Annotated in this window: 23 protein-coding genes and 1 pseudogene; 7 read left to right on the forward strand and 17 right to left on the reverse strand. The window is 41.9% G+C overall.

Annotation, left to right across the window (positions count from 1 at the left end):
* Positions 1-4: 4 nt before the first annotated feature.
* From ACRQ5D_RS19610 to ACRQ5D_RS19635, 6 genes are all read right to left on the reverse strand, one after another.
* Positions 5-892, reverse strand: a complete 888-nt coding sequence (locus tag ACRQ5D_RS19610; RefSeq protein WP_432326317.1) for an ABC transporter permease — start codon at positions 890-892, stop codon at positions 5-7.
* Positions 865-1,257 (reverse strand): ABC transporter permease, encoded by a 393-nt coding sequence (locus ACRQ5D_RS19615; protein ID WP_432326319.1) that lies wholly within the window; start codon positions 1,255-1,257, stop codon positions 865-867. The genes ACRQ5D_RS19610 and ACRQ5D_RS19615 overlap by 28 nt, the downstream gene beginning before the upstream one ends.
* The gene (locus ACRQ5D_RS19620; RefSeq protein ID WP_091171473.1) at positions 1,250-2,170 is read right to left on the reverse strand and encodes an ABC transporter ATP-binding protein; all 921 of its coding nucleotides are present in this window, start codon (positions 2,168-2,170) and stop codon (positions 1,250-1,252) included. The genes ACRQ5D_RS19615 and ACRQ5D_RS19620 overlap by 8 nt, the downstream gene beginning before the upstream one ends.
* Positions 2,171-2,224: 54 nt before the next feature.
* Positions 2,225-2,884, reverse strand: coding sequence for a hypothetical protein (locus ACRQ5D_RS19625; RefSeq protein WP_091171475.1), 660 nt, complete (start codon positions 2,882-2,884; stop codon positions 2,225-2,227).
* A gap of 135 nt (positions 2,885-3,019) precedes the next feature.
* Positions 3,020-3,304, reverse strand: coding sequence for a hypothetical protein (locus ACRQ5D_RS19630; protein WP_432326321.1), 285 nt, complete (start codon positions 3,302-3,304; stop codon positions 3,020-3,022).
* A gap of 5 nt (positions 3,305-3,309) precedes the next feature.
* Positions 3,310-4,173 (reverse strand): sialidase family protein, encoded by an 864-nt coding sequence (locus ACRQ5D_RS19635; protein WP_432326323.1) that lies wholly within the window; start codon positions 4,171-4,173, stop codon positions 3,310-3,312.
* A gap of 229 nt (positions 4,174-4,402) precedes the next feature.
* Here ACRQ5D_RS19635 and ACRQ5D_RS19640 point away from each other — a divergent pair, with 229 nt between their 5' ends.
* On the forward strand, positions 4,403-6,376 hold the full coding sequence (locus ACRQ5D_RS19640) for an alpha/beta hydrolase family protein (protein WP_091171594.1): 1,974 nt from the start codon (positions 4,403-4,405) through the stop codon (positions 6,374-6,376).
* Positions 6,377-6,393: 17 nt separating this feature from the next.
* Here ACRQ5D_RS19640 and ACRQ5D_RS19645 read toward each other — a convergent pair whose 3' ends face one another.
* Positions 6,394-6,765, reverse strand: coding sequence for a hypothetical protein (locus tag ACRQ5D_RS19645; protein ID WP_091171479.1), 372 nt, complete (start codon positions 6,763-6,765; stop codon positions 6,394-6,396).
* A gap of 234 nt (positions 6,766-6,999) precedes the next feature.
* Between ACRQ5D_RS19645 and ACRQ5D_RS19650 the strand changes: the two genes are divergently transcribed.
* A complete protein-coding gene (locus ACRQ5D_RS19650; RefSeq protein ID WP_218134479.1) occupies positions 7,000-8,892 on the forward strand; it encodes an alpha/beta hydrolase family protein in 1,893 nt (630 codons plus the stop codon).
* Between the two features lie 335 nt (positions 8,893-9,227).
* Here the strand turns inward: ACRQ5D_RS19650 and ACRQ5D_RS19655 are convergent, their stop codons facing one another.
* From ACRQ5D_RS19655 to ACRQ5D_RS19675, 5 genes and pseudogenes are all read right to left on the reverse strand, one after another.
* Positions 9,228-9,764, reverse strand: a complete 537-nt coding sequence (locus ACRQ5D_RS19655; protein WP_091171485.1) for a pyridoxamine 5'-phosphate oxidase family protein — start codon at positions 9,762-9,764, stop codon at positions 9,228-9,230.
* Between the two features lie 176 nt (positions 9,765-9,940).
* Positions 9,941-10,549, reverse strand: a complete 609-nt coding sequence (locus tag ACRQ5D_RS19660) for a transposase (RefSeq protein WP_091171489.1) — start codon at positions 10,547-10,549, stop codon at positions 9,941-9,943.
* Positions 10,549-11,913 (reverse strand): exonuclease domain-containing protein, encoded by a 1,365-nt coding sequence (locus ACRQ5D_RS19665; RefSeq protein ID WP_091171493.1) that lies wholly within the window; start codon positions 11,911-11,913, stop codon positions 10,549-10,551. The genes ACRQ5D_RS19660 and ACRQ5D_RS19665 overlap by 1 nt, the downstream gene beginning before the upstream one ends.
* Before the next feature lie 225 nt (positions 11,914-12,138).
* Entirely contained in the window at positions 12,139-13,989 is a 1,851-nt protein-coding gene (gene yidC, locus ACRQ5D_RS19670; RefSeq protein ID WP_091171497.1) for a membrane protein insertase YidC, read from the reverse strand.
* A gap of 22 nt (positions 13,990-14,011) precedes the next feature.
* A pseudogene (locus tag ACRQ5D_RS19675) lies at positions 14,012-15,621 on the reverse strand (CTP synthase).
* 154 nt (positions 15,622-15,775) lie between these two features.
* Between ACRQ5D_RS19675 and ACRQ5D_RS19680 the strand changes: the two are divergent.
* Positions 15,776-15,919, forward strand: coding sequence for a hypothetical protein (locus ACRQ5D_RS19680; protein ID WP_176844519.1), 144 nt, complete (start codon positions 15,776-15,778; stop codon positions 15,917-15,919).
* Positions 15,920-16,006: 87 nt separating this feature from the next.
* Here the strand turns inward: ACRQ5D_RS19680 and ACRQ5D_RS19685 are convergent, their stop codons facing one another.
* The 5 genes from ACRQ5D_RS19685 to trpS form a co-directional block, all read right to left on the reverse strand.
* Positions 16,007-16,270: an FIST N-terminal domain-containing protein gene (locus ACRQ5D_RS19685; protein WP_432326327.1), complete on the reverse strand. Its 264-nt coding sequence runs from the start codon at positions 16,268-16,270 to the stop codon at positions 16,007-16,009.
* Between the two features lie 250 nt (positions 16,271-16,520).
* Complete coding sequence (gene kdsB, locus ACRQ5D_RS19690; protein ID WP_432326329.1) at positions 16,521-17,255, reverse strand: 3-deoxy-manno-octulosonate cytidylyltransferase; 735 nt, start codon at positions 17,253-17,255, stop codon at positions 16,521-16,523.
* Positions 17,252-17,926 (reverse strand): hypothetical protein, encoded by a 675-nt coding sequence (locus ACRQ5D_RS19695; RefSeq protein ID WP_091171510.1) that lies wholly within the window; start codon positions 17,924-17,926, stop codon positions 17,252-17,254. Before ACRQ5D_RS19695 ends, kdsB begins: the two co-directional genes overlap by 4 nt.
* 14 nt (positions 17,927-17,940) lie before the next feature.
* Positions 17,941-18,555 carry a deoxynucleoside kinase gene (locus ACRQ5D_RS19700; protein WP_091171513.1) on the reverse strand — a complete coding sequence of 205 codons (615 nt, stop codon included), beginning with the start codon at positions 18,553-18,555 and terminating at the stop codon, positions 17,941-17,943.
* Between the two features lie 107 nt (positions 18,556-18,662).
* Entirely contained in the window at positions 18,663-19,658 is a 996-nt protein-coding gene (gene trpS, locus ACRQ5D_RS19705) for a tryptophan--tRNA ligase (protein ID WP_129567516.1), read from the reverse strand.
* A gap of 37 nt (positions 19,659-19,695) precedes the next feature.
* Between trpS and ACRQ5D_RS19710 the strand changes: the two genes are divergently transcribed.
* The 4 genes from ACRQ5D_RS19710 to ACRQ5D_RS19725 all read left to right on the forward strand — a co-directional run bounded on the left by ACRQ5D_RS19710 (position 19,696) and on the right by ACRQ5D_RS19725 (position 22,668).
* A complete protein-coding gene (locus ACRQ5D_RS19710) occupies positions 19,696-20,451 on the forward strand; it encodes a lysophospholipid acyltransferase family protein (RefSeq protein ID WP_432326331.1) in 756 nt (251 codons plus the stop codon).
* Positions 20,452-20,491: 40 nt separating this feature from the next.
* Positions 20,492-20,878, forward strand: coding sequence for an Asp-tRNA(Asn)/Glu-tRNA(Gln) amidotransferase subunit GatC (gatC, locus tag ACRQ5D_RS19715; protein ID WP_311086267.1), 387 nt, complete (start codon positions 20,492-20,494; stop codon positions 20,876-20,878).
* Between the two features lie 179 nt (positions 20,879-21,057).
* Positions 21,058-21,798 (forward strand): ABC transporter ATP-binding protein, encoded by a 741-nt coding sequence (locus tag ACRQ5D_RS19720; RefSeq protein ID WP_091171524.1) that lies wholly within the window; start codon positions 21,058-21,060, stop codon positions 21,796-21,798.
* Positions 21,799-21,852: 54 nt separating this feature from the next.
* Entirely contained in the window at positions 21,853-22,668 is an 816-nt protein-coding gene (locus ACRQ5D_RS19725; protein ID WP_432326334.1) for a helix-turn-helix domain-containing protein, read from the forward strand.
* The last annotated feature ends 36 nt before the right edge of the window (positions 22,669-22,704 follow it).

The following is a 22,704-nucleotide window of genomic DNA, read 5'->3' on the forward strand; positions in this document are numbered from 1 at the left end:
AAAATTATTCTTTATAAAAAAACCACTTGGCCAGTTCTTTATAGCTTGCTTTTTTACCGTACATTAATACACCTACCCGATAGATCCGTGCGGCCACATAAGTGGTAAATAAAAAGCCTACTACCATCATACACATGGATACTGCTACCTGCCATCCCGGTGGATCAAACGGGATCCGTACCATCATGGCTACAGGTGCAGTAAAAGGAATCATGGACAGCCATACTGCCAGCGGGCTATCCGGCGCGCGGAACAATACTGATACAGCTAAAAAATAAGTGAACAGTAAGGGCAGGGTAATAGGAAACATGAATTGCTGGGTTTCCGTTTCGCTGTCAACTGCCGAGCCAACAGCTGCAAACAGCGCTGCGTACAACAGATAGCCGCTTAAAAAGTAAAATATAAAGCAGCCCATGATATACCCAAATGGTATAGTTTGTAATACTGCAAGCGCATTTACCATAGGACTGGTAGGCGAGTTAAAAGAATGTCCGGCGATTTTGGTAGATATAATGGATAAAATTATCCAGGCACTAAACTGAGTTAAGCCAACCAGGCCCACACCGATGATCTTGCCGAGCATTAATTGAAATGGTTTTACTGAAGATATCACCACCTCTATAATACGGTTTGTTTTTTCTTCAATAACGCCGCGCATTACCTGTCCGCCATATATAAACAGCGAAATATAAATAATGATAGCACAAGCTATACCAATTAAAATATTGGCGCCGATATTAGCATTCTTATCGCCTTTATCTGAAATTTCAATGGCACTAACCGAGATGTTGGTTCGCTTTATGCTTTTTAAAAGTGCTGTATCAATATGATGCCTGATGAGGTTGTTTGAAAAGGCTATATCGCTCATCTGCTTTTCAATTTCTTCAGACAAGGGTATAGAGGCCTTCTTTTTGAAAAGATCTGTACCGAATCTTTTTGTGTGTAATTTACAGGGATATACAAAATAGAGATACCCTCGCTATCCTTTAGCAGTTGTTTGGATGATTTAAGATCGGTGAGCGCATAGGTAAATTTTACATTATTGGCATCATGAAACCTATTAGCGAAATCACCGCTTTTATCAATCACGTTAACTGTTTGCAACGATGATAGTTTATCGCTGCTATCTGCAACCATCTTTACCACAATGCCCATAACCAATATCAGCAACGGCACCACGAATATCATGATGATGAATGATTTTTTGCGTACCCGTGTCAGGTATTCGCGCTGTATAATGAGTAATACTTTATTCATGGCCGGCTGAGTTTAGGTTAACTTTTTCAATGAAAATTTCATGCATGCTGGGTATTACCTCCTGTAACATATTTACCCTTGCTTTTGGGATAAGGTACTGCAAAACATCGTTTGAATTATTCTCGCGCGTAAGCTTTATCTTGATGGTATGACTGCCATCATCGGCATGGGTTTCGCTAACCAGTTCAAATGGCTGGTTGCCGTCAAATGCTATCTGTTCGCCGGTATATTCAACAAAATAGGTTTCATTGCGATACGAGTTGCGGATGTGTTTAACCTTACCATCCAGTATCTTATGCGATTTATGAATGAGCGCTATAGCGTCACAAAGTTCCTCTACTGATTCCATGCGGTGGGTAGAAAAGAGTATAGTTGCACCTTTTTCGTTCAATTCTAATATCTCGTCTTTAATGAGTTCTGCATTCACTGGGTCAAATCCGCTGAAAGGTTCATCCAGTATGATCAAATCGGGCTCATGCAGTACGGTTGCTACAAACTGCGCCTTTTGCTGCATACCTTTTGACAGTTCTTCTATTTTCTTTTTCCACCAGGTTTCCATCTCCAGCTTCTCAAACCAAAATTTAAGACGCTTTTGGGCTTCAGCACGGCTTAACCCTTTTAAACGGGCCAGATAGATCATTTGCTCACCTATCTCCATCTTTTTATACAGGCCACGTTCCTCGGGCAGGTAACCTATACGTTCAATGTGCGACTGGTTGAGTTTTTCGCCGTTAAAATAGATTTCGCCCGAATCGGGAGCAGTAATTTGGTTCACAATACGGATAAGCGAAGTTTTACCGGCGCCGTTAGGGCCAAGCAGACCAAAAATCTGCCCGCTTTCAACTTCCAAACTTACATCACTTAGTGCACGGTGACCGGCGTATTGTTTAACAATATTGCGGATGCTTAGCATTTATTAAGGTTTATGTATCTGTTTTTTCTGTTAGATCAGGTTAAGCAGAAAAAGTTACAGGTTGGGTTTATCATATGGTGGCCAATTGGGCTTTTCAATGTCATAAAATGGCTTTTCCAATTGTTGGCTATTAAGCGCATTTAAAGCGGTTACTGCAATATAAATTCCGGTTGTCGGAACAATCAGATACACGAGCCCGATGTAGCGGATATAGAGAATATAGCTGGAAGTTCCGATAAGGGGAAGCACCATCGGTACAACCATGTAAAATACAATAATAAATAGCTCACTTAAGGTAAAAAGCAGCAGTGGTAACTTGAATACCGTATTACGTAATAAGGCGGCCATAATCACAATACATATTATTACCATCATGTTAATAGCTCCATGGATCTGGTAAAATATAATTAATGATTCTCTGGTAATTTGAAAAATGCCGATGGCTGTATTAACTAAGCCCGATATAACGCTATAAATCATATAAATGATGAACACGTTAACTATAAAAGGTTTTTCGTTGGTATATTTTAAAACACCTATCACAAATATCATTAACCAGGCAAAACAAATGACAGGTGCAAACGAAAGCGTAGGTCTTACTACATCCGGTACCGTGAATGAAATGGTTTGCATGGCGTACAGGAGTATCAGAGCTAACATACTAATAACGCATGCAGCAATAGTGAGGTAAGCGGTATCGCGTGTAGGTTTCATGAGCAGGATAGGTTGAATTAATAAATATTACAATTGGCTTAAAGATAATAATAAGGCATGGCTGTTTATTGAAATAAAAAAAACGGCGTGATTGTTTTGAAACAAATTATGCTGCTTACTTAATAGCCTGATTAGTTAATTTATTTCAGTTGCTTTTAAACTAAACCTGAGCGTTTCAATTGCTTCCTTTTGCCTCGAAATGATTATGTACATGTAGCCATTATAAACAATGGTGTGTGGGTAACCATATTGCCCGCCTTTCCATAAGCCTTCTTTTTTAAGGTGATACAATTCATTGGCAATAATATAGTTTTTGTCGAAGCTTTTTCCATTTTTTGACAACGAGAGCACCAGCGGATTACGGTCATAATGGTGCAGGGTATCGGGGATGCCCACATAATAAAAGCGTTTATCCGGCAACCTACCTAAGTGAAACTTGCTGTCATTATCCGAAAAGGGGCCTCAACCGGCCGCGACCAGCTTTTGCCATTGTCGTTGCTTTCGGTGAGCCATAAATGACCTTTCCAGCCTTTACCGGTTACCCTGAGCAGCATGTGTAAAATGTTGTCGTCCGTTTGGAAAAACGATCCTTCGCAAAGCGGCGGCAACCCTGATTTTGCAGCGGGTGCATAAAACATAGCTGGGTTATCCTGTTTGTAAAGAGAATCGGGATAAAAACTGCTTAGCTTCCAGCCCGAAAGTCCGTGGGGATCATCTGTATAAGGAAAAGTGAAATTACCGCTGATGATCAGCCTCCCGCTATTGGTAACTTCAGGTCCATGGTTTGGTACAACAGGCAAATGCATATCAAGCGGCCCGCTCCAATGTTCGCCGTCGGTGCTGGTCTTAGCCCATAAATGGGTGCTATTGCGGTGTTTGTCGTAATCGCCGTAGTAGGCTACCAAGGTTCCTTTATACTGATAAAGCCCGGCGGCAGTGAGTACTGTGAGCGTATCGTTGATTTTACCCGGACTGGCTAATGTTTTCAACGGCGACCAGTGTTTAAAATCTTTAGAAGTTGCATAAACTACCCTTTGCCCCGGTGAATCCTCATCAACCATTCCATTGCTCCATATTGCCACAAAGCGGTCTTTGAAATGGATAATAGATGCGTGATGGTTGTAAAGCCACTCTTTATCCGGCGAGTAGATCATTGATCGTTCAATGTTTAGCCTCGGCACTCCAGCTTCGGTTTGATAATTGTTGCGAATGGCCGGGGTTTGTGCGTGGGTATTAAGAACGGATGAAAAAAGACAGATAACAAAAAGAAGCTTGAGTTTTGCAGACATGATCCTAATTAACACAAATTATCCGGTTAGTAAAAGCGGAGTTGAAATTTGCCAAATTAAAGCCAGGTTCCCGCGGGAGTAGTGCTAATAAAATGTAGCATCCGTTATTCTGAAGCCACAGTCATTAATAAATATGCCAATCTTTTGTAATAAAATCATGGCAATCCCTTTTATCCTAAAAATCAAGGTTCTTTTACTAAATTACGGGCTCTATCAAAATACATCATTTATGAAGCGAGCCTTATTCCTTATACTCACGCTTTCTGCTGTCTTTAATGTATCTGCCCAACAAAAAAAGCCTTTGAAACCTGCCGATGTCTATCGGATTCCAACGGTAAGTGATCCGCAATTATCGCCCGATGGCAAATGGGTTGCTTATAGTGTATCGGATGTTGATACGGCTAAAGACCGCCGCGTGTCCCATTTGTGGATGCAGAGTTTTGATGGTAAAGAATCTATCCAGCTAACTCATGGTGATGAAGCAGCCTCATCCCCGCGCTGGAGCCCGGACGGTAAATATTTGTCGTTCCTATCCTCGCGCGATTCAAAAACGGGCTCACAAGTTTGGTTGATCGACCGCCGCGGTGGTGAGGGTGCTAAGCTAACCAACATTAAAGGCGATCTGAGCGACTATGCCTGGAGCCCGGATGGCAAGCGCCTGGTAATGGTTATAGGCGACCCGGAAAACAAAGGTAAAGAGGAACCTAAAACTCCAAAGCCCATAGTTATTGACCGTTATCATTTTAAACAGGATATAGTAGGGTATCTTCAGCACTTGCATAGCCACCTTTATTTAATTGATGTTGCCACTAAAAAGCTTGACACCTTAACCCGGGGCGATAAAGACGAAAGCTCGCCGGTATGGTCGCCGGATAGCAAAACAATTGCGTTTGTAAGCAATCGCAGTGCCGATCCCGACAGGAATCAAAATACTGATATTTTTACTATTGATGCCCGCTCCGGCGCCAGCATGCTTCAGCTTACCACATGGAAGGGTAGGGACGGCAACCCTCAATGGAGCCCTGATGGCAGATTAATTTCCTATCTCCGTTCAACCAGTGATGCCGATTACATGATGTATGATCAGAGCGTGGTTTGCATTATGGATGTGGTTGGCCAAAATAATAAACCGCTCACGCTTCAGCTTGATCGTCCGGCCGGGGCACAAACCTGGGCTAAAGACAGCAAGAACATTGTATTTATTGTAACGGACGACCGTGCCCGTTATCTGGCCAATATCAATATCAACAGCGGAAAGATCACTACAATAAACAAGGGCGATTATGTTTTTAACGATATAGCTACCAATCTTTCGGGCAATTGGATAGTACAAAAAACAGATCCTTACACACCTGCCGAATTATTTGCCTTAGAAGATAAAAAGCTGCGCCGGCTTACATTTCATCATGAGGAATGGTTAAATACAGTGCAATTGGCATACGCAAAAGGCTTTGAGTCAACAAGTGTTGACGGTACCAAGGTATCAGGTATTGTTTTTACGCCCGATAGTGTTCCTAATAAAAAATATCCACTCATCCTGTTTATTCACGGCGGGCCGGTAGGGCAGGATGAATTTGGGTTTGATGCTACAAGGCAAACATTGGCTGCCGCCGGTTATGCGGTAGCAGCGGTAAATTACCGGGGAAGTAACGGCCGGGGCCTTGATTATTGTAAAGCCATTTATGCCGATTGGGGTAATAAAGAAGTTAAAGATTTGCTTGGCGCGGTTGACCAACTAGAAAAGTTAGGTATAGCAAATCCCGATAAGCTGGGCATAGGCGGGTGGAGTTACGGTGGCATCCTTACAGATTATACCATAGCATCTGATACCCGTTTTAAGGCCGCGGCCAGTGGTGCCGGCAGCGCGTTACAGCTTTCGGTTTATGGCAGTGACCAATATGTATTGCAATACGAAAATGAGATAGGCACACCCTGGAAAAATGCCGATAAATGGATCCAGATCTCTTACCCGTTTTTTCATGCCGATAAAATAAAAACGCCGGTCATGTTCATGTCTGGCCTGAAAGATTTTAATGTGCCGACCATCGGCAGCGAGCAGATGTATGAGGCGTTGAGATCTCAAGGTATTCCAACCGAATTGATATTATATCCTAATCAATTTCACGGTCTTACCAAGCCAAGTTACCAGGTTGACCGGCTGCAGCGCTACGTTGACTGGTATGACAAGTATTTGAAAAAGTAGGGTTAACGGGAAGTAGTTCAAGAATTGATGGATTGCATTGATCTCATAAATCTTACGTCTGAAGTGATCTGATCTTTGGCTTCCGGTGATAATTCGTCAAGTTCAGCTTCATCAATGAGTGTTTGCAGTATCTGATTTGCCAGGATGTTAAGAAAATGTGAACCGGTAAGGCGATCATACATTCTGGATATTTGTTTGTCGAAGTCCCGAACCTCGTTGTATAATTTATAATATTGTTCCTGTGGTGTTTCAGGGCTGCTTTTTAATTGCTGAATAAGCTGATCGAAATGTTGCATCCCGCGTTTAAAATCCTCGGCAATGCCTTTATCAATTAGTGCTCTGACGATCTTTTTGTCTTTTTTGCTTAATTTCTGATAGTCATTATGCATGATGCTGATTTTAATGGGTAATACAAATAATGGAACGTCGTTTTTTCAAAACAATGCAATAATAAAAACCTTGTGATAATATTGGGTGGTTTAATTAGTAATTTTCCGGTCAATTGCAATCCTATGCATAAAAACGTACTTTTAATTATAGCGGTTTTAATCTTTAACGTTGTTTCTGCTCAAACAACAAAAAAGCCGCTTAAGCCCACTGATCTTTATAAACAGCCAACGCTGATGGCCCCTCAGCTATCACCCGATGGCAAATGGCTGGTTTATGAGCTATCTGAGGTAGACACCGCAAAAGATAAACGCGTATCGCACCTATGGATGCAAAGCTTCGATGGTAAGCAATCCATTCAGCTTACTTATGGTGATGAGCCCGCATCTACCCCAAAATGGACGCCGGATGGTAAGTTTATCTCCTACCTGTCTGAAAAGGATTCAAAAAATGGTGGCCAGGTTTGGATGATGGACAGGCGTGGCGGAGAAGGGCATAAACTCACCGACATTAAAGGCGAGATAAAAGAATATGTATGGTCGCCAGATAATAAGAAGCTGGCATTAATTATCAAAGACCCTGAAAACAAAGGAAAAGAGGCACCGAAAACTACACCACCGATAAGGATAGACCGTTATCATTTTAAACAGGATATTGAAGGATATCTGCAGCATTTGCATTCGCATTTATACCTGTATGATGTGGGTTCAAAAAAGCTTGACACCCTTACCAGCGGCAACATGGATGATAGCTCGCCGCAATGGAGCCCGGACGGGAAAACTATTGCCTATGTAAGTAACCATACTATTGATCCTGACCGGAATGAAAATACAGATATTTTTACGATTGCAGCTAAAGCGGGAGCCGAGCCTAACCAATTAACAACATTTACCGGCCATGATATTAACCCGATGTGGAGCCCGGATGGCAAGCGCATAGCTTACCTGCGCTCCACAAGCGATGCTGATTATTTTATTTATCAGCACGATGTTTTGTACCTGATGGATGCCGACGGAAAAAACAACCGTTCATTAACTGACCAACTGGATAGGCCTGTCAGCAATATTGCATGGAGCAAGGATGGTAAAGACCTTGAATACTTGGTAAGCAGCGACAGGATCCGTTATATCAACAGATATAACTTGCTTACCCGTAAATCAATATTGGTTTATAAAGGTAACGAATGCAGTTTTTCTGATATCATCGGTCATTCCTTGGGTATATGGGTAGGCAAAATGACTACACCATACATACCCAACGAATTGGTGGCTATTGAAAATGGCAGGATCCGGCGCTTAACTTTTCACCAGGAAAAATGGCTGAGCGAGGTTAAGCTGGCTTATGTAAAGGGCTTCCAGTCGTTTAGCAGCGATGGTACACTGGTTTCGGGTATTTTGTATACGCCCGATAGCGTGGTGACTAAAAAAATGCCATTTATCCTTTACATTCATGGCGGCCCTACAGATCAGGACGAGTTTGAGTTTGACGAGATCAGGCAAACACTGGCCTGCGCCGGCTATGCCGTTGCCGCTGTAAATTACCGCGGCAGCACTGGCAGAGGGATTGAATACACTAAAGCTATTTATGCCGATTGGGGCAATAAAGAAGTGAAAGACCTGCTTGGTGCGGTAGATGAATTAGTTAAACTTGGCATAGCAGATAAAGACCGCCTCGGAATTGGAGGTTGGAGCTACGGCGGCATTCTTACCAATTATACTATAGCAACCGACCCCCGCTTTAAGGCGGCGTCGAGCGGAGCAGGCAGTGCGTTGCAATTAGCCATTTATGGATCGGATCAATGGATTGTACAATATGATAATGAACTTGGCGCACCATGGAAAAATGCTGATAAATACATCAAATTATCGTATCCGTTTTTCCATGCTGATAAGATAAAAACCCCAACGCAATTCATGTCTGGCCTAAAAGATTTTAATGTGCCAACGGGAGGAGGGGAGCAAATGTATGAAGCGCTACGGTCACAAGGGGTACCTACTCAGTTGGTACTTTATCCCGGCCAATATCACGGTATCACTGTACCCAGTTACCAGGTTGACAGGCTGCAGCGATATATTGAATGGTTTGACAAATATTTATCCCCCCAGCCCCCTAAAGGAGGAGCTTTTTGATAAAGCGCATTTAACGAGGCTGTATCATAAATAATCGTGATACGGCCTTTTTTTGACTTATTCGGATACTCAAGCTATATATAGTTTTGGGTCGGCTCTACTGACAAAAAGGGGGTTAACAGGGTTAACATAATTTAGTGGTAATTTTTACTTAAACTATTTATAATCAAATAATTAAGTGTTTTTAGGCCAAAAATGTGTTAACCCCCTTTTTGTATAAATATGATCGGCTAAACTTCAATTCAAAGGTAATACAACACCAAGGGGCGTCAATTTGATTTATGATACAACCTCGTCTTTTATTCTGTAATTCAATAATTCTGAAAATTCTGATTTCAGACAGTAAGCTTTCCTTCAACCGAATCATCAATGGTTTTACCAATAGCAGCACCGGCGAGCCGTTTTACAAATGCGATGGCATTACCATGCTTATTATCCCAGTAATAGCCCTCGGTAGGTTCAACTTTAATAACGCTGATGCGCGGATCGTCAATACCTTCGGTAAACCATACTTTTAATGTGGGTTCCCATAGTTCTTTGATCTTTTCCTTGTCTTCGGTGATAGTTGCAATTCCGTAGAGATTTAAAAAATCAGAATATCCTGATCCCTGGAAAAGCAGGTGAACAAATGGGTCTTTAGCCAGCTCGTCGTTTTTGTGGCTGTCATTAGCGCTTAGAAACCAGAAATTACCTTCCTCATCAATTTTCTGCGCAGACATTGGTCGCACGGAAGCAGGTACACCTGTTTTAATGTTACTTACAAAAAAGCAGCTTTTAGCACTTTCGGCAAGTTCCTTGATTTTAGCCAATGCCTCCTGACCGTTAAGGTCTTGCATGTTATCTTCCGGCTGTTGTTGATTGATACTATCCATGTTTTAAGTTTTGTTGGTAAATGTTATAAGAGTAACCAATCAAAAACTCAATTGTGTGCGGTGTTTTAACTTAATGGATAATTATTTATTTATAAGTGATGGTGTTTTGGGTGGATTTAACTTACGAAGTTTTCAAAACTTCGTAAGTTTTACAGTGCACCAAGAAAAGCATCGTGCTATTTTACATAAGGTATATCACGCTCATCAACAGAGATTTTGTGATCATTTATGAAATGTTCCAAACCTCCAAACCATTCTAATACATCATGTTTGTTCAATACAGTTTTTTTTGCTGATAAATAAGCTGGGTAAGATGAGTATTTATAATCGCTGATGTCTGTTACAAGATTGGCGATCACTGGATTTTGATGTATGTAAGTGATAATCCTTGTATAGTAACTATCAGAATCAATTTCTGAAGCTTTGTATCTACCTTGAAATAAGCTGCCAACTCTATTATATTTTTTATTGATTGCTTTTGAATAAGAGATAAAAAAGTTTTTGATACCAGTTTCAAACGACTGCTGATCGTTTACCATGATAAAAAAGTGAAAGTGGTTTGGCATCAGGCAATAAGCATATACTTCGCAAAAGGGTAAAACGTGTTTCTTGAATTGGTTCAGAAAGAAAATGTAATTATCGTTTTCGAAAAAGATAGGTTCTTTATTATTACCCCGGTTGTAAATGTGATAGTAGGTGTTGTCGCTTATTTTCACTTGTAGATTTGTCAATCGGTCAACCAAACTTACGAAGTTTTTAAAACTTCGTAAGTTAATATCAAGCATTACCCAAATACCACCATCCTATCGGGATATTTGGAAGCGTAAGTAGCTACAATATTTTTGATGTAATCATTCCCCGGGTAGGGTGTAAGATGGCTTTTGAGTTGCTGTACGTTATCCGCGTCAAAATAATGGGAGATATAACCCATACCATAAAACTGACCTTTTTCTACCAGGATACAACTATGTTCATCGCCGGTACGGCCTTCATCCCGGATAGCGTAAGTTGGCAAGGCTTGTTTAAGCTGATCAATGGCATTGTTTACCTTCTCATTATAACTTTCCGGAGTTTCAACACCTTCACACGCGCATGCACTCCCGGCTGTACCGGTACATGGCTCATTGTTTTTTTGTATAAAACAAAGCTTAGGGCAAAGGTCAAAACCTTCTATCAGTTTGTTGAGCAGGTTATAGCCATCAAGCAGAGAATTGCAGGTATATATCGGGTCGCTGTATTTACGGTATTTATCAACCGCCAGGCGAATATAGCCACGCTGATCTTCAAAAGCATAAAGACAAAAAGCGTTTTCAAAGCGTTTCAACGAACGGTTGTATTTAGGCCACAGGCGTTTAATTTCAATAGCTTCCAGTACAAAGGCTATAAGCTCGGTACCGCAAAGCTGATAGCTGATCTGGTAAATATTACGTAAAAATTCCTGGCGTTGAAAGCCTGGGTTATTGCCAGTGAAATGGCTGCTTACGCGTTTTTTAACGTTTTTGGCTTTACCTACATATATTACCTTGCCTTTTTGATCATGAAAATAATATACACCTGGTGTATAAGGCAACTGGTCTATATCCTTTTTAGATAGGTTAGGCGGCAACACCTGATCCTTTGAACCTTGCTTAAGGGATTGTTTGATATGGTTCTCCGTGTCGCTGTTCAGCAGCAAGGTAAATAACTCAGCAGTAGCTTCTGCATCCCCCATAGCCCTGTGGCGACTTTGGTTATCAATACCTAAATGTTTGCATAACCGGCCAAGGCTATATGATGGTAAACCGGGCAGTATCTTGCGACCAAGCCTTACCGTGCACAGCTTATTGGTTTGCAAATCATATCCCGCAGCAGCAAGGTGATATCTTACAAAAGAAAAATCGAAGTTTACATTATGGGCAACAAAGATCTTACCGTGAATAAGGTGATAAATATCTGCAGCTACATCTTCAAAAGGAGGAGCGTTCTGCACCATCTCATTGGTAATGCCGGTTAGCGCACTGATATAAATAGGGATTTCACGCTGCGGGTTCACAAGCGTTTCGAAGCGCTTCACAACCTTTTTGCCATCATGTATGCATATGGCAATCTCGGTAATACCATTAGCACTTGCATGCCCCCCGGTGGTTTCTATATCGACAATTGCATACATGATATTTCAAATGTAATACAAAATTTGCTAATTATTTTAGTTGAGTTTAAAAAAGTCGGGAAGTCGGAAAGTCCGCAGTCGGAAAGTTTTTTGTTTAAAAAGGATCGCCCAGCTTATAAAAACAGAAAGGCAAAAGAAAAGCCCCTGAGAAACTTTCCCAGGGGCTTAAATATCTTTCGGACTTTCCGACTGCGGACTTCCGACTAAAGACTAAAGACTAAAAACTTAAGACTTCTTATTCTTATTAGCCTGGATCTGTTGTTGCTGACGCATCATTTCTTCCATTTTGGCACCAAAGCCCGATTTTTTCTTCTTAGAGTTATCTTCAGGTTTCTTTTTGTTTTCCTGGATCTGGGCATGGATCTTTTTATCATCAACCATGAATTTGATCAGGTATTGCTGTAAAAAGGTGAACATGTTGGCCAAAAAGTAATAATAGTTCAAACCGGCAGGGTAGCTGTTAAGCGTGAACAGGAATACCAAAGGAGTGATGTAACCAATGTATTTCATTTGCCCTGTAGCACCGGAGATCTGGTTGTTGAAATAAGTATAGATCAACGTTGAAATGGTCATCAGTAAACACATTAAACTAATGTGGTTAACGCCGCCAAGGAAAGCTATCGGAGCGAATTTAATAACCGAATCATAAGTTGAAAGATCATGCATCCACAGGAAACTTTCGCCCCTTAGCTCAAATAAACTTGGGAAAAAGCGGAAGAACGCAATAACTATAGGCATCTGGATCAGCAATGGTAAACAGCCGCCCAATGGGTTAACACCTGCCTTTTTGTACAGCTTTAGGTACTCCTGTTGTAACAACGTAGGGTTATCCTCACCAACTTTAGCTTTAATTTCATCCATTTCGGGCTTCAGCACACGCATTTTGGCCATTGAAAGGTATGACTTGTAAGTAAGAGGTGATAATACCAGCTTAAGCAATACAGTCAATACCAGGATGATCAGACCATAGTTCCAGTTAAACTTGTTAAGGAAGTTAAATACCGGCAATACCGCGAAACGGTTGATGTATTTTAATGGTCCCCAGCCAAGGTTAACCAGTTTATCAAGGTCATGCCCCTGGTCTTTAAGCGTATTAAAACGGTTGGGTCCAAAGTAAAACTCCAAGGGTAAAGAACCATCTGTGCCGCGGGTAAGCGACAGGTCGGCTTTCATTTGTTTTACATCGGTGGTATCGTTAAAATCAGTAGCAACAGCAACATCTGTTTTGGTAATGCCGCCTTTAGCTATCAGCACATTTGAAAAGAAGTGCTGTTTAAAAGCAACCCAGGCCATTTTTTTATCGCTGATGCTTTTTTGATCGTTTTTGCCTTCGCTTAGGTAATCAGCATCCCCATCGGTATTATAATAGTACACCGTTGAATACTGACGCTCCATTTTGATGTCTTTTTCCTGTTTGCGCAGGCTGGTGGCCCAGTTAAGGTTAATGGTGCTGCTGTTGGCAATAACGCCGTCAAGACCGGTAGGCTTAATGGTTAGCCCAAGTTTAAAACCATCACCTTTTAAACTGTATACATAATCAATATATTGGGTGGGGCTATAGCTCAAACGCATAGTAACCGAACCTGAATCTTTTTCGGCTATGTTAAGTTCTTTTGCACTTGGGGTAAAATAGTAATTGTTGGTATTGATATTGGCAACACCGGCGGCAAACTTCAATCCAAATTGGTTATTGTCACCACTGAAAAGCACCAGGGGCTTCTTATCAAAAGTTTTGTAGTTTTTTAACTCAACGGAAGCTACTTTGCCTCCGTGGGTGCTTAATTTAATAAGCAACTCTTTATTACCAATGGTAACAAACTCTTCTTTACCAACAGATGCGGCGCCGAAAGGCATTTTTAACAAGGCCGAGTCAACTTTGGCTGTTTTGGCGGTATCAAACTTAGCTGTGGTTTTAGCAGCAGCGGCAGCTACAGCGGCACCAGCTTTTTTCAGCGAATCCTGGTGCTGTACCTCGCGCTCTTTTTTAAGGTCGGCTTCTGATGGCTTTAAAAAGTATATCGAGCCGGCAATGATCGCCATGATCAGGAATAATCCTGTAAACGTATTTTTATCCATTATCTAATTATCGTACAATTACTTATTTTTTGCGGGCATAAGCCAGCGAAGCGGCGACAAAGTTAATAAAAAGTGGGTGTGGATTAGCAACTGTTGATTTTAATTCGGGGTGAAATTGCGAACCAACAAAAAACGGGTGGTTTTTTAACTCAACAATCTCCACCAGGCCATTGTCAGGATTTATGCCGGATGGGGTAAGGCCGGCGGCCTCATATTGCTTAAGATACTCGTTATTAAACTCATAACGGTGACGGTGCCTTTCCGAAATGTGGTTTTTTCCGTAAATAGCCGCTGCTTTAGTGCCTTTTTTAATATCGCAGGGATAAGCGCCTAAACGCATGGTACCGCCTTTGTTGGTGATGTTTTTCTGATCTTCCATCATGCCGATAACCGGGTAAGGGGTTTCGGGATTCATTTCGGTACTGTTGGCACCCTCAAAACCTAATACGTTACGGCCAAACTCAACTACCGCACATTGCATACCTAAACAAATACCAAAGAAAGGGATATTATTTTCGCGCACATGGCGGATAGCCTGGATCTTGCCTTCAAAACCACGCTCGCCAAATCCTGGGGCAACCAGTACGCCATGCATACCTTTTAATTTTTCAACAGCGTTTTCGGGCGTAAGCTGTTCCGAAGGGATATATTCAACCCGCACTTTACATTCCTGTTTAGCGCCCGCATGGATAAAGGCTTCGGTAATAGATTTATAAGCATCCGGCAACTCCACATATTTACCAACCAGCGCAATGCGCACGTCAGCAGTTGGGTTTTTGAGGCGACCAAGAAACTCCTTCCAGTTTTCAAGGTTTGGCTCATTTTTGTGCGGAAGTTTTAATTTGGTCAATACGGTTTTGTCAAGCTGTTCTTTCAGCATTAACAGGGGTACATCGTAAATACTTGGTGCGTCAATCGACTCAATAACAGCATTGATATTCACGTTACAAAACAGCGCTATCTTTTTGCGGATATCGTTGGTAAGGTGGTGTTCGGTACGGCAAACCAGGATATCGGGCTGGATACCATACTCTAATAACATTTTTACCGAGTGCTGCGTAGGTTTGGTTTTTAATTCGCCTGCTGCTGCAAGGAATGGTACCAGTGTAAGATGGATAACCAGAGAGTTAGCCGATCCAATTTCCCAGCGGAATTGCCTTACAGCCTCAATATATGGTAATGATTCAATATCGCCTACAGTACCGCCAAGCTCGGTGATCACGATATCGTAATCGCCGCTTTCGCCCAATATGCGGAAGTTTCTTTTTATTTCATCGGTAATGTGGGGCACTACCTGTACAGTTTTTCCTAAAAAGCCCCTTCACGTTCTTTATTAATTACATTTTGATAAATGCGGCCGGTAGTGATGTTGTTGGCCTTTGACGTAGGAGTGTTCAGAAAACGCTCGTAGTGGCCAAGGTCAAGATCGGTTTCTGCACCGTCTTCGGTTACATAGCATTCGCCGTGCTCATAAGGGTTAAGTGTTCCCGGATCAATATTGATGTAAGGATCAAACTTTTGGATGGTTACGCGGTAACCGCGCGATTGAAGGAGTTTGGCTAAAGAAGCAGAGATTATACCTTTTCCTAACGATGAGGTAACACCGCCCGTAACAAAAATATATTTAGTCATGATTTTTTTGAAAATGACCGGGCTTTTATACCACGGCCAATTGTTTCTGTACGGGATACAAAAGTAAGAAAATTTTCACGCTTCGCCGTATCTGTTTTTAAAAAATGGAACTGTAAATGTCTTTTGTTTGTAATTGGTTTTTACAGAGTGTATTATGCGCGTTTTTGAAGCGGATACTTTTATAAACGGAAGTGAACTGGTTGACGGCTTTAACGGCGATAATCCTGGTAAGGTTCCCGTAACGGGTGGTTTGGCCGGTGACGCTGCCCGGTTACCATCTGATATAATGAATACGTAATTTCAGCCTTTTTTCTCGAGCTGTGCCTCCAAAAAGCTGCTGTTTCGGCACTGTTGGCCTGTTTGTTTACATGGGTAGCAGTACAGACTATAATGATTTTTCCAACTCAACCGCGGTTACAACAATGCTGTCGTCATACACATCACTGCCCATAATTTCCCCAGCTGTGGAGGCAAAAACAACATTAGCATTAGGATAGCTCTTTTTAAGATAATCATAAATTTCGGGATCGGTAATTAACTTCGGTGCACCGAAAGCAAGAACCAACTGGCATTTTTCAGCACTAAATTCAGGACTGGAAAAGTAATTTACCCAGCCCTTGTTTACCAAATGATGCTGCCTTATCTTCATGATGATTTTAGGTTAATAATGTGGTGATGCCACAGATGAAGTTAATAAATTAAGAAGCAAAAATTGCTTAAAATATGAAAGTATTAAACAGTTTGTTGTTTATAGAAAATTCATTAATTATAAATACTGGAATTGTGTTTTAATAGTTTAAATTGGCCTTTAATACAGTACGCTTAATCTTATACGGATTAAGAATAACAAGGTTATCAGTACAGGAAGTGTTAATCTATTGGGAGGGTTGAATCAGAAACTATATATCAAACTTCAGTTTCTCCAGGTCTTCAGGCACATCAACTGCGTGGGTTTCCAGCTCGGTTTCGGCCACTTTAATGCGGTAGCCATTATCTATCCAGCGAAGCTGCTCCAGGCTTTCGGCTTTTTCAAGCGGGGATACGGGAAGTTTGGTGATCAGTTGCAATACATCGGCACGATAGCCGTAAATGCCTATGTGTTTATAAAAAACATGAAATTCGAGCCAGTTTTCGGGCTCCTGGCCACGGACATGGGGCAGGGTAGCGCGTGAAAAATAAATGGCTTCAGATAGTTTATTGATCACCACCTTGGGCGAATTGGTATTATGCAGTTCCTGCTCGGTCAGGATCCTTTTTACAAGAGTGGCCAGTTGGGTATCAGGATCGTTAAAGCAGGCTGTTAATTTGGTGATCTGCTCAGGATCAATAAAAGGCTCATCGCCCTGGATATTGATGATCACATCATACCCGGGGTGCAGGCGGGCAACTTCGGCACAACGGTCGGTACCGCTTTGGTGGTTGGCACCTGTCATCACCGCAACGCCGCCAAAACCGTTTACGTGGTTAAAGATCCGGTCGTCATCGGTAGCCACGATAACCTCACTCAGGCTCCGGCATTTTTTTGCCTGCTCATATACACGTTGGATCATAGTTTTACCGCCGATATCAACCAATGGTTTACCGGGAAAACGGGATGACGCGTAACGGGCTGGGATAATGCCTAAGATTTTCATTTGATTTTTATTACAATGGTTTTAAACATTTGCAAAGCTAATTCCTGATCCTGCTTTGATAAATTACGGCCTGACAGTTGGAAGTTTAAAGTTGATGATTTACTTTGATAATAAATACCAGTAATTCCTTTTGAAGGATTTTTTGGCCAGATTGTTTTTATAATAAAATCTTGTTTCGACTCTTCATTAAAGTTGTGATCTTTTATCTCTGCAGGGATTTCTATCGGAATATACACTGTGCTGTCCTTAGTAAGCATATTTGCGATGTAGTCAGCCTTAGGAAATTTGCTTTTTTGCTTAGCTGTAGGTTTATGTATTGAGATTTTGACTTTTATATTGGGGGCGTCACTATATGTACGTTCTCTATCGCAAAAATCACATCCGCGTTGCCAATCGTTAGTTTTTATATACTCCTGTTCTGATAGTAATGGGTTATTAGCGTACCCCATCGAACTGATTTCGAAAGAAAGAGTATCGGTTGGAGCAATAATTCTACCTACAAAAGAGTCTATGCCTTGTTCCTGTTGAAAATGCCAGTTAGGAGGCAACCATAGTTTGAAACCATTCAAACTGAGCAGATGCCATGTGCTGATATTTACTTGTTTTTCTGAACTATGTTCGCAGGAGAATAAAAGAATAGATAATAAAGCGAAGATCAAAAACTTCTTCATACCCTATTAAACTATTAAAACAACCCGTTAATCTCCCTTTCAATCAGGTTCACAATGGTAGCCATGTCCTCGGTATTGTTAGCAAAATCCAGATTATCCTTATCAAGGATCAACAGTTTGCCTAATTTATAGTTGTTGATCCATTTATCATACTTTTCGTTCAGTTTGGAAAGATAATCTAAACGGATACCTATTTCATACTCACGGCCGCGGCGCTGAATATTGCTTACCAGGGTAGGTACAGATGCTTTAAGGTAAACCAGCAGATCGGGCGGTTTAATAAACTCGGTGATATTTTGAAAAATTGATTCGTAGTTTTCGTAATCGCGGGTAGTCATCAGGCCCATATCATGCAGGTTTTCGGCAAAAATATAGGCATCCTCGTAAATGGTGCGGTCCTGTATAATATTACGCCCGCTTTTTTGGATATCGATGATCTGGCGGTAACGGCTATTCAGGAAGTAGATCTGAAGGTTAAAGCTCCAGCGTTTCATGTCGCTGTAAAAATCCTCTAAATAGGGGTTGTTATCTACAGCTTCATACAAAGGGTCCCATCCGTAATTTTTGGTCAGCATCTCGGTAAGGGTGGTCTTTCCGGCGCCTATATTTCCTACAATAGCTAAGTGCATATATTTTAGTTGATGTCTGAATCAGAATTTTCCTAATTTACAGAATTGTCAGAATTAAAAAAGTTTTAGCCTAAATTCTGACAATTCTTGAATTCTGAAAATCCTGATCAAAATTTCCTGAAGCCGATGATCTCTCTAACTTCCCTTATCGTTCTTGACGCGCTTTCACGGGCCTTTTCGGCACCCATTTCGGCTACTTTACGCAGGTAATCGGCGTCGTTGGCAATGGCGTTGATCCTGTCGCGGATAGGGGCTGTTGCCAGTACCATATCTTCGGCAAGCTGCTTCTTTAAATCGCCGTAACGGATAGCCATTTTGTTATAAAGCTCGTCAAAGTGGGCAAGTGTATCGGGGGTTGAAACAACCTTCATTAAATCGAACAGGTTTTGGATCTCCTGTGGTTTTTGCTGGTTTTCAACAGTAGGGCCGCTATCGGTTACCGCGCGCATTACTTTTTTGCGGATGGCTTCGGGTGTATCGCCCAAAAATATAGCATTGCCTTCGCCTTCTGATTTGCCCATTTTTCCCTTGCCATCTAATCCCGGAATTTTTACCAAACTTTCGCCAAAGCTAAAGGCAAAAGGCTCGGGGAAATAATCATGGTTATAAAGCCTGTTGAAACGGTTACCAAAAGTGCGGGCCATTTCAAGGTGCTGCTCCTGATCTTTACCTACAGGCACTTTAGTAGCTTTGTGGATAATAATATCCGCCGCCATTAAAACCGGATAGGTAAGCAGGCCGGCGTTCACATTTTCGGGATTGGCGCGCACCTTGTCTTTAAATGATGTTGCTCGTTCCAGTTCGCCCAAATAGGCGTTCATGTTCAGGTACAGATATAATTCGGTAACCTCCGGAACATCCGATTGTACGTATATGGTAGCCTTTTCCGGGTCGATGCCCGCGGCTAAATATTCTATCAGCACCTGTTTTACGTTGCCATGTAAGTTGGCAGGCGTAGGGTGTGTAGTTAACGAGTGGAGGTCGGCAATAAAGAAAAAGCAGTTGTATTCATCCTGCATTTTTATAAAGTTTTGCAACGCTCCGTAATAATTTCCTAAGTGTAAGTTTCCGGTTGAACGGATGCCACTAACAACAGTCTCCATAGTGTGGCGAAAGTAAGGAATTTTTCTATTTTTGGTAATGATGAAAATGATATTGAGAAAAGTACACGTATATCTTTACATTGTGAGCGTGGCCCTGGGCTACGTTATATTATGGCCTTTTTTCTATTATTTTTCGCGTAAACCCGAACGCTATCATACGCTCAATTCATTCAGAAGGCTTTGGGGATTAGTGAGTTCTGCTTTTGCAGGCATATTTTACCGTTTTGAATATGAACAACCGATTGACTGGAGCAGGCCTTATATCATTTGTCCTAATCACACCTCAAACCTTGATATTTCGGCTATGTGTATCCTGGTTAAAAGCAATTGCTGTTTTATGGGCAAACATGAGCTGGAAAATGGCCTGGTAACCGGTCTGTTTTTTCGTACGGTGGATATTTCTGTTAACCGTGATAGTAAAATGTCATCGTTTAGGGCGTTTAAAAAAGCATCCGAGAAATTACAGGAGGGCGTTTCTCTTATCATTTTCCCCGAAGGCGGAATTTCGGATTATTATCCTCCGCAGCTTTGCCCGTTTAAAAATGGCCCTTTCAGGCTGGCTATCGAGCTGAAAATACCTGTCATCCCGGTATCATCGGCTAATACCTGGCAAATACTTTGGGACACCGGCATTAAGCACGGCAGCAGGCCAGGAATCTCTAAATTTAAGGTTCATAAGCCTATTGAAACGGCACACCTGAGTATTGACGATGCCGATGCTTTACGGGATGAGGTATTTGAGATTATGAACAATGATTTAATGTTTGAAGGCGCTGTTTCTACCCTGGCTTAGTCAATAATATGACAGCAGACCGGGAATTTGTAATATATTTGTGCATAAACCCATTGAAGCGGCCCAGTTAAGCATGGATAATGCCGGCGCACTGCGCGATGAGGATCACGCTATTATAAAACAAAAAACAACAGGCATGACCATTGATAAAGAAACCGTTGAAAAAGTAGCCCACCTGGCCCGCCTTGAACTTACTGAAAGCGAAGTACAGGATACGATGAAGGATATGAGCAAGATCCTTGATTTTATGGCCAAATTGAACGAGGTGGATACCACGGGTGTTGAACCACTGGTTTATATGACCACTGGTGCCAACGTGCTGCGAGAGGACGTAGTTAAACAACAAATTACCCACGAAGAAGCTTTGGAAAATGCCCCTAAGCATGACGAAGACTACTTTTTGGTGGCCAAGGTGATTGAGAAATAGTTTTTTGTCCGAAAGTCGGGAAAGTCCGAAAGTCGGTAAGTCGGAGAAGTCCGAAAGTTAAGACGGTAGTAAGTTAGACTAAAAACTTGCGGACATCGGACTTACGGACTACCGACCACTAAAAATAAAAACCACTGTAACATTCGGCACCTCAGTGCAGTCCAAACAAAAAATAATTCATGGAGCCAATAAATACTGCCAAGCCGTTAATAACCATAAAAGATATCGGGCGTAAATATGTAATAGGTGCCGAGGTGATCCACGCACTTAAATCAGTTTCGCTTACTATTAACAAAGGCGAATTTGTAGCTTTGATGGGCCCTTCCGGCTCCGGTAAATCAACCCTCATGAATATTTTGGGCTGTTTGGATACCCCAACCAAAGGGCAGTACATCCTTAACGGAATAGATGTAAGCCACATGACCGATAGTCAACTTGCCGAAGTACGTAACTCGGAAATTGGTTTCGTGTTCCAGACATTTAACCTGCTGCCCCGTAATACTGCTTTGGATAATGTGGCGCTTCCACTAATCTACGCCGGCGTTAATAAAGAAAAACGTAAGGAACGTGCCGGCAATGCATTGAAAAATGTTGGTCTTGGTCACCGTATGGATCATAAACCCAATGAACTTTCGGGCGGACAAAGGCAGCGTGTTGCCGTGGCAAGGGCGCTGATCAATAATCCATCCATTATACTGGCCGATGAGCCAACAGGTAACCTTGATACCAAAACATCCATCGAGATCATGGGCCTTATCGAAGATATCCACGCTAAAGGTAACACCATTATCCTGGTAACGCATGAGGAGGACATTGCCCTGCATGCCCACCGCATAGTACGTATGCGCGATGGTTTGATAGAGAACGATTACGTTAATACCAACGTGCAAACGGTTGACCGCAGGGTAGAGGAGGTGTAGCCCCCGGCTCCTAAAGGGGGAGTTATAGCGTTTATTAACTCAATAATCTTCGCCGTGAAACAACTACAAACAGGCAGCTTCTACGGACAAACCAATCATACAACGCATTTACAGGGTATCACCATAACTGATACCGAATATACCCTTGATAAGGTGGACTGGCATTACCATGAAAATGCCTACTTCACTTTTATATTGGCCGGTAATGTTATTGAAGGCAATAAAAAGGAAGTTTATCATTGCCCGGCAGGCACTCTGCTGTTTCATAACTGGCATGATCCGCACTATAACATCAAGCCCAAAGGCTTTACCCGCGGCTTTCATATTGAATTGCAAAAGCGCTGGTTCGATAACCTGGACTTGAAACAGGATAAACTGGAAGGCAGCTTTGCCATTCAGGACCCGGATGTGAAATTTATTTTATACCGGATCTTTAAAGAATCAAAGATTTGTGACGAGCTGACCGCAATGACTGTAGAAATGCTATTGCTGCAAGCGCTCAATAAAATGCAGGTAAATAACTCCGGCATGTCACGACAAGTTCCTGCATGGGTTGGCAAGCTGAAAATATTGCTGGCCGATGATCCTGCCCGGAAGCATACGCTTGCCGAACTTTCCGGGCTATTACAGCTCCACCCGGTTCATTTATCCCGTGATTTTTCCAGGTATTTCAATTGTACTATGGGCGAATATATCCGCAAGCTCAGGGTTGAAAAATCGTTCGCTTTATTGGCAGATGGCGGGTTATCCTTAACAGATATCGCCTTTACCTGCGGATTTGCGGATCAAAGCCATTTTTTACGTTGCTTCAAACAGTTTGGCGGCAGTAATCCGTCGGCATATCGTAAGTTTTTATTAAAGCCATGTTAATTCTGTTCTATTTTAAAAATGTTGATAGAGGCAGAT

The organism is Mucilaginibacter sp. P25 (genome assembly GCF_050859465.1).
Lineage (GTDB): Bacteria > Bacteroidota > Bacteroidia > Sphingobacteriales > Sphingobacteriaceae > Mucilaginibacter > Mucilaginibacter gossypii.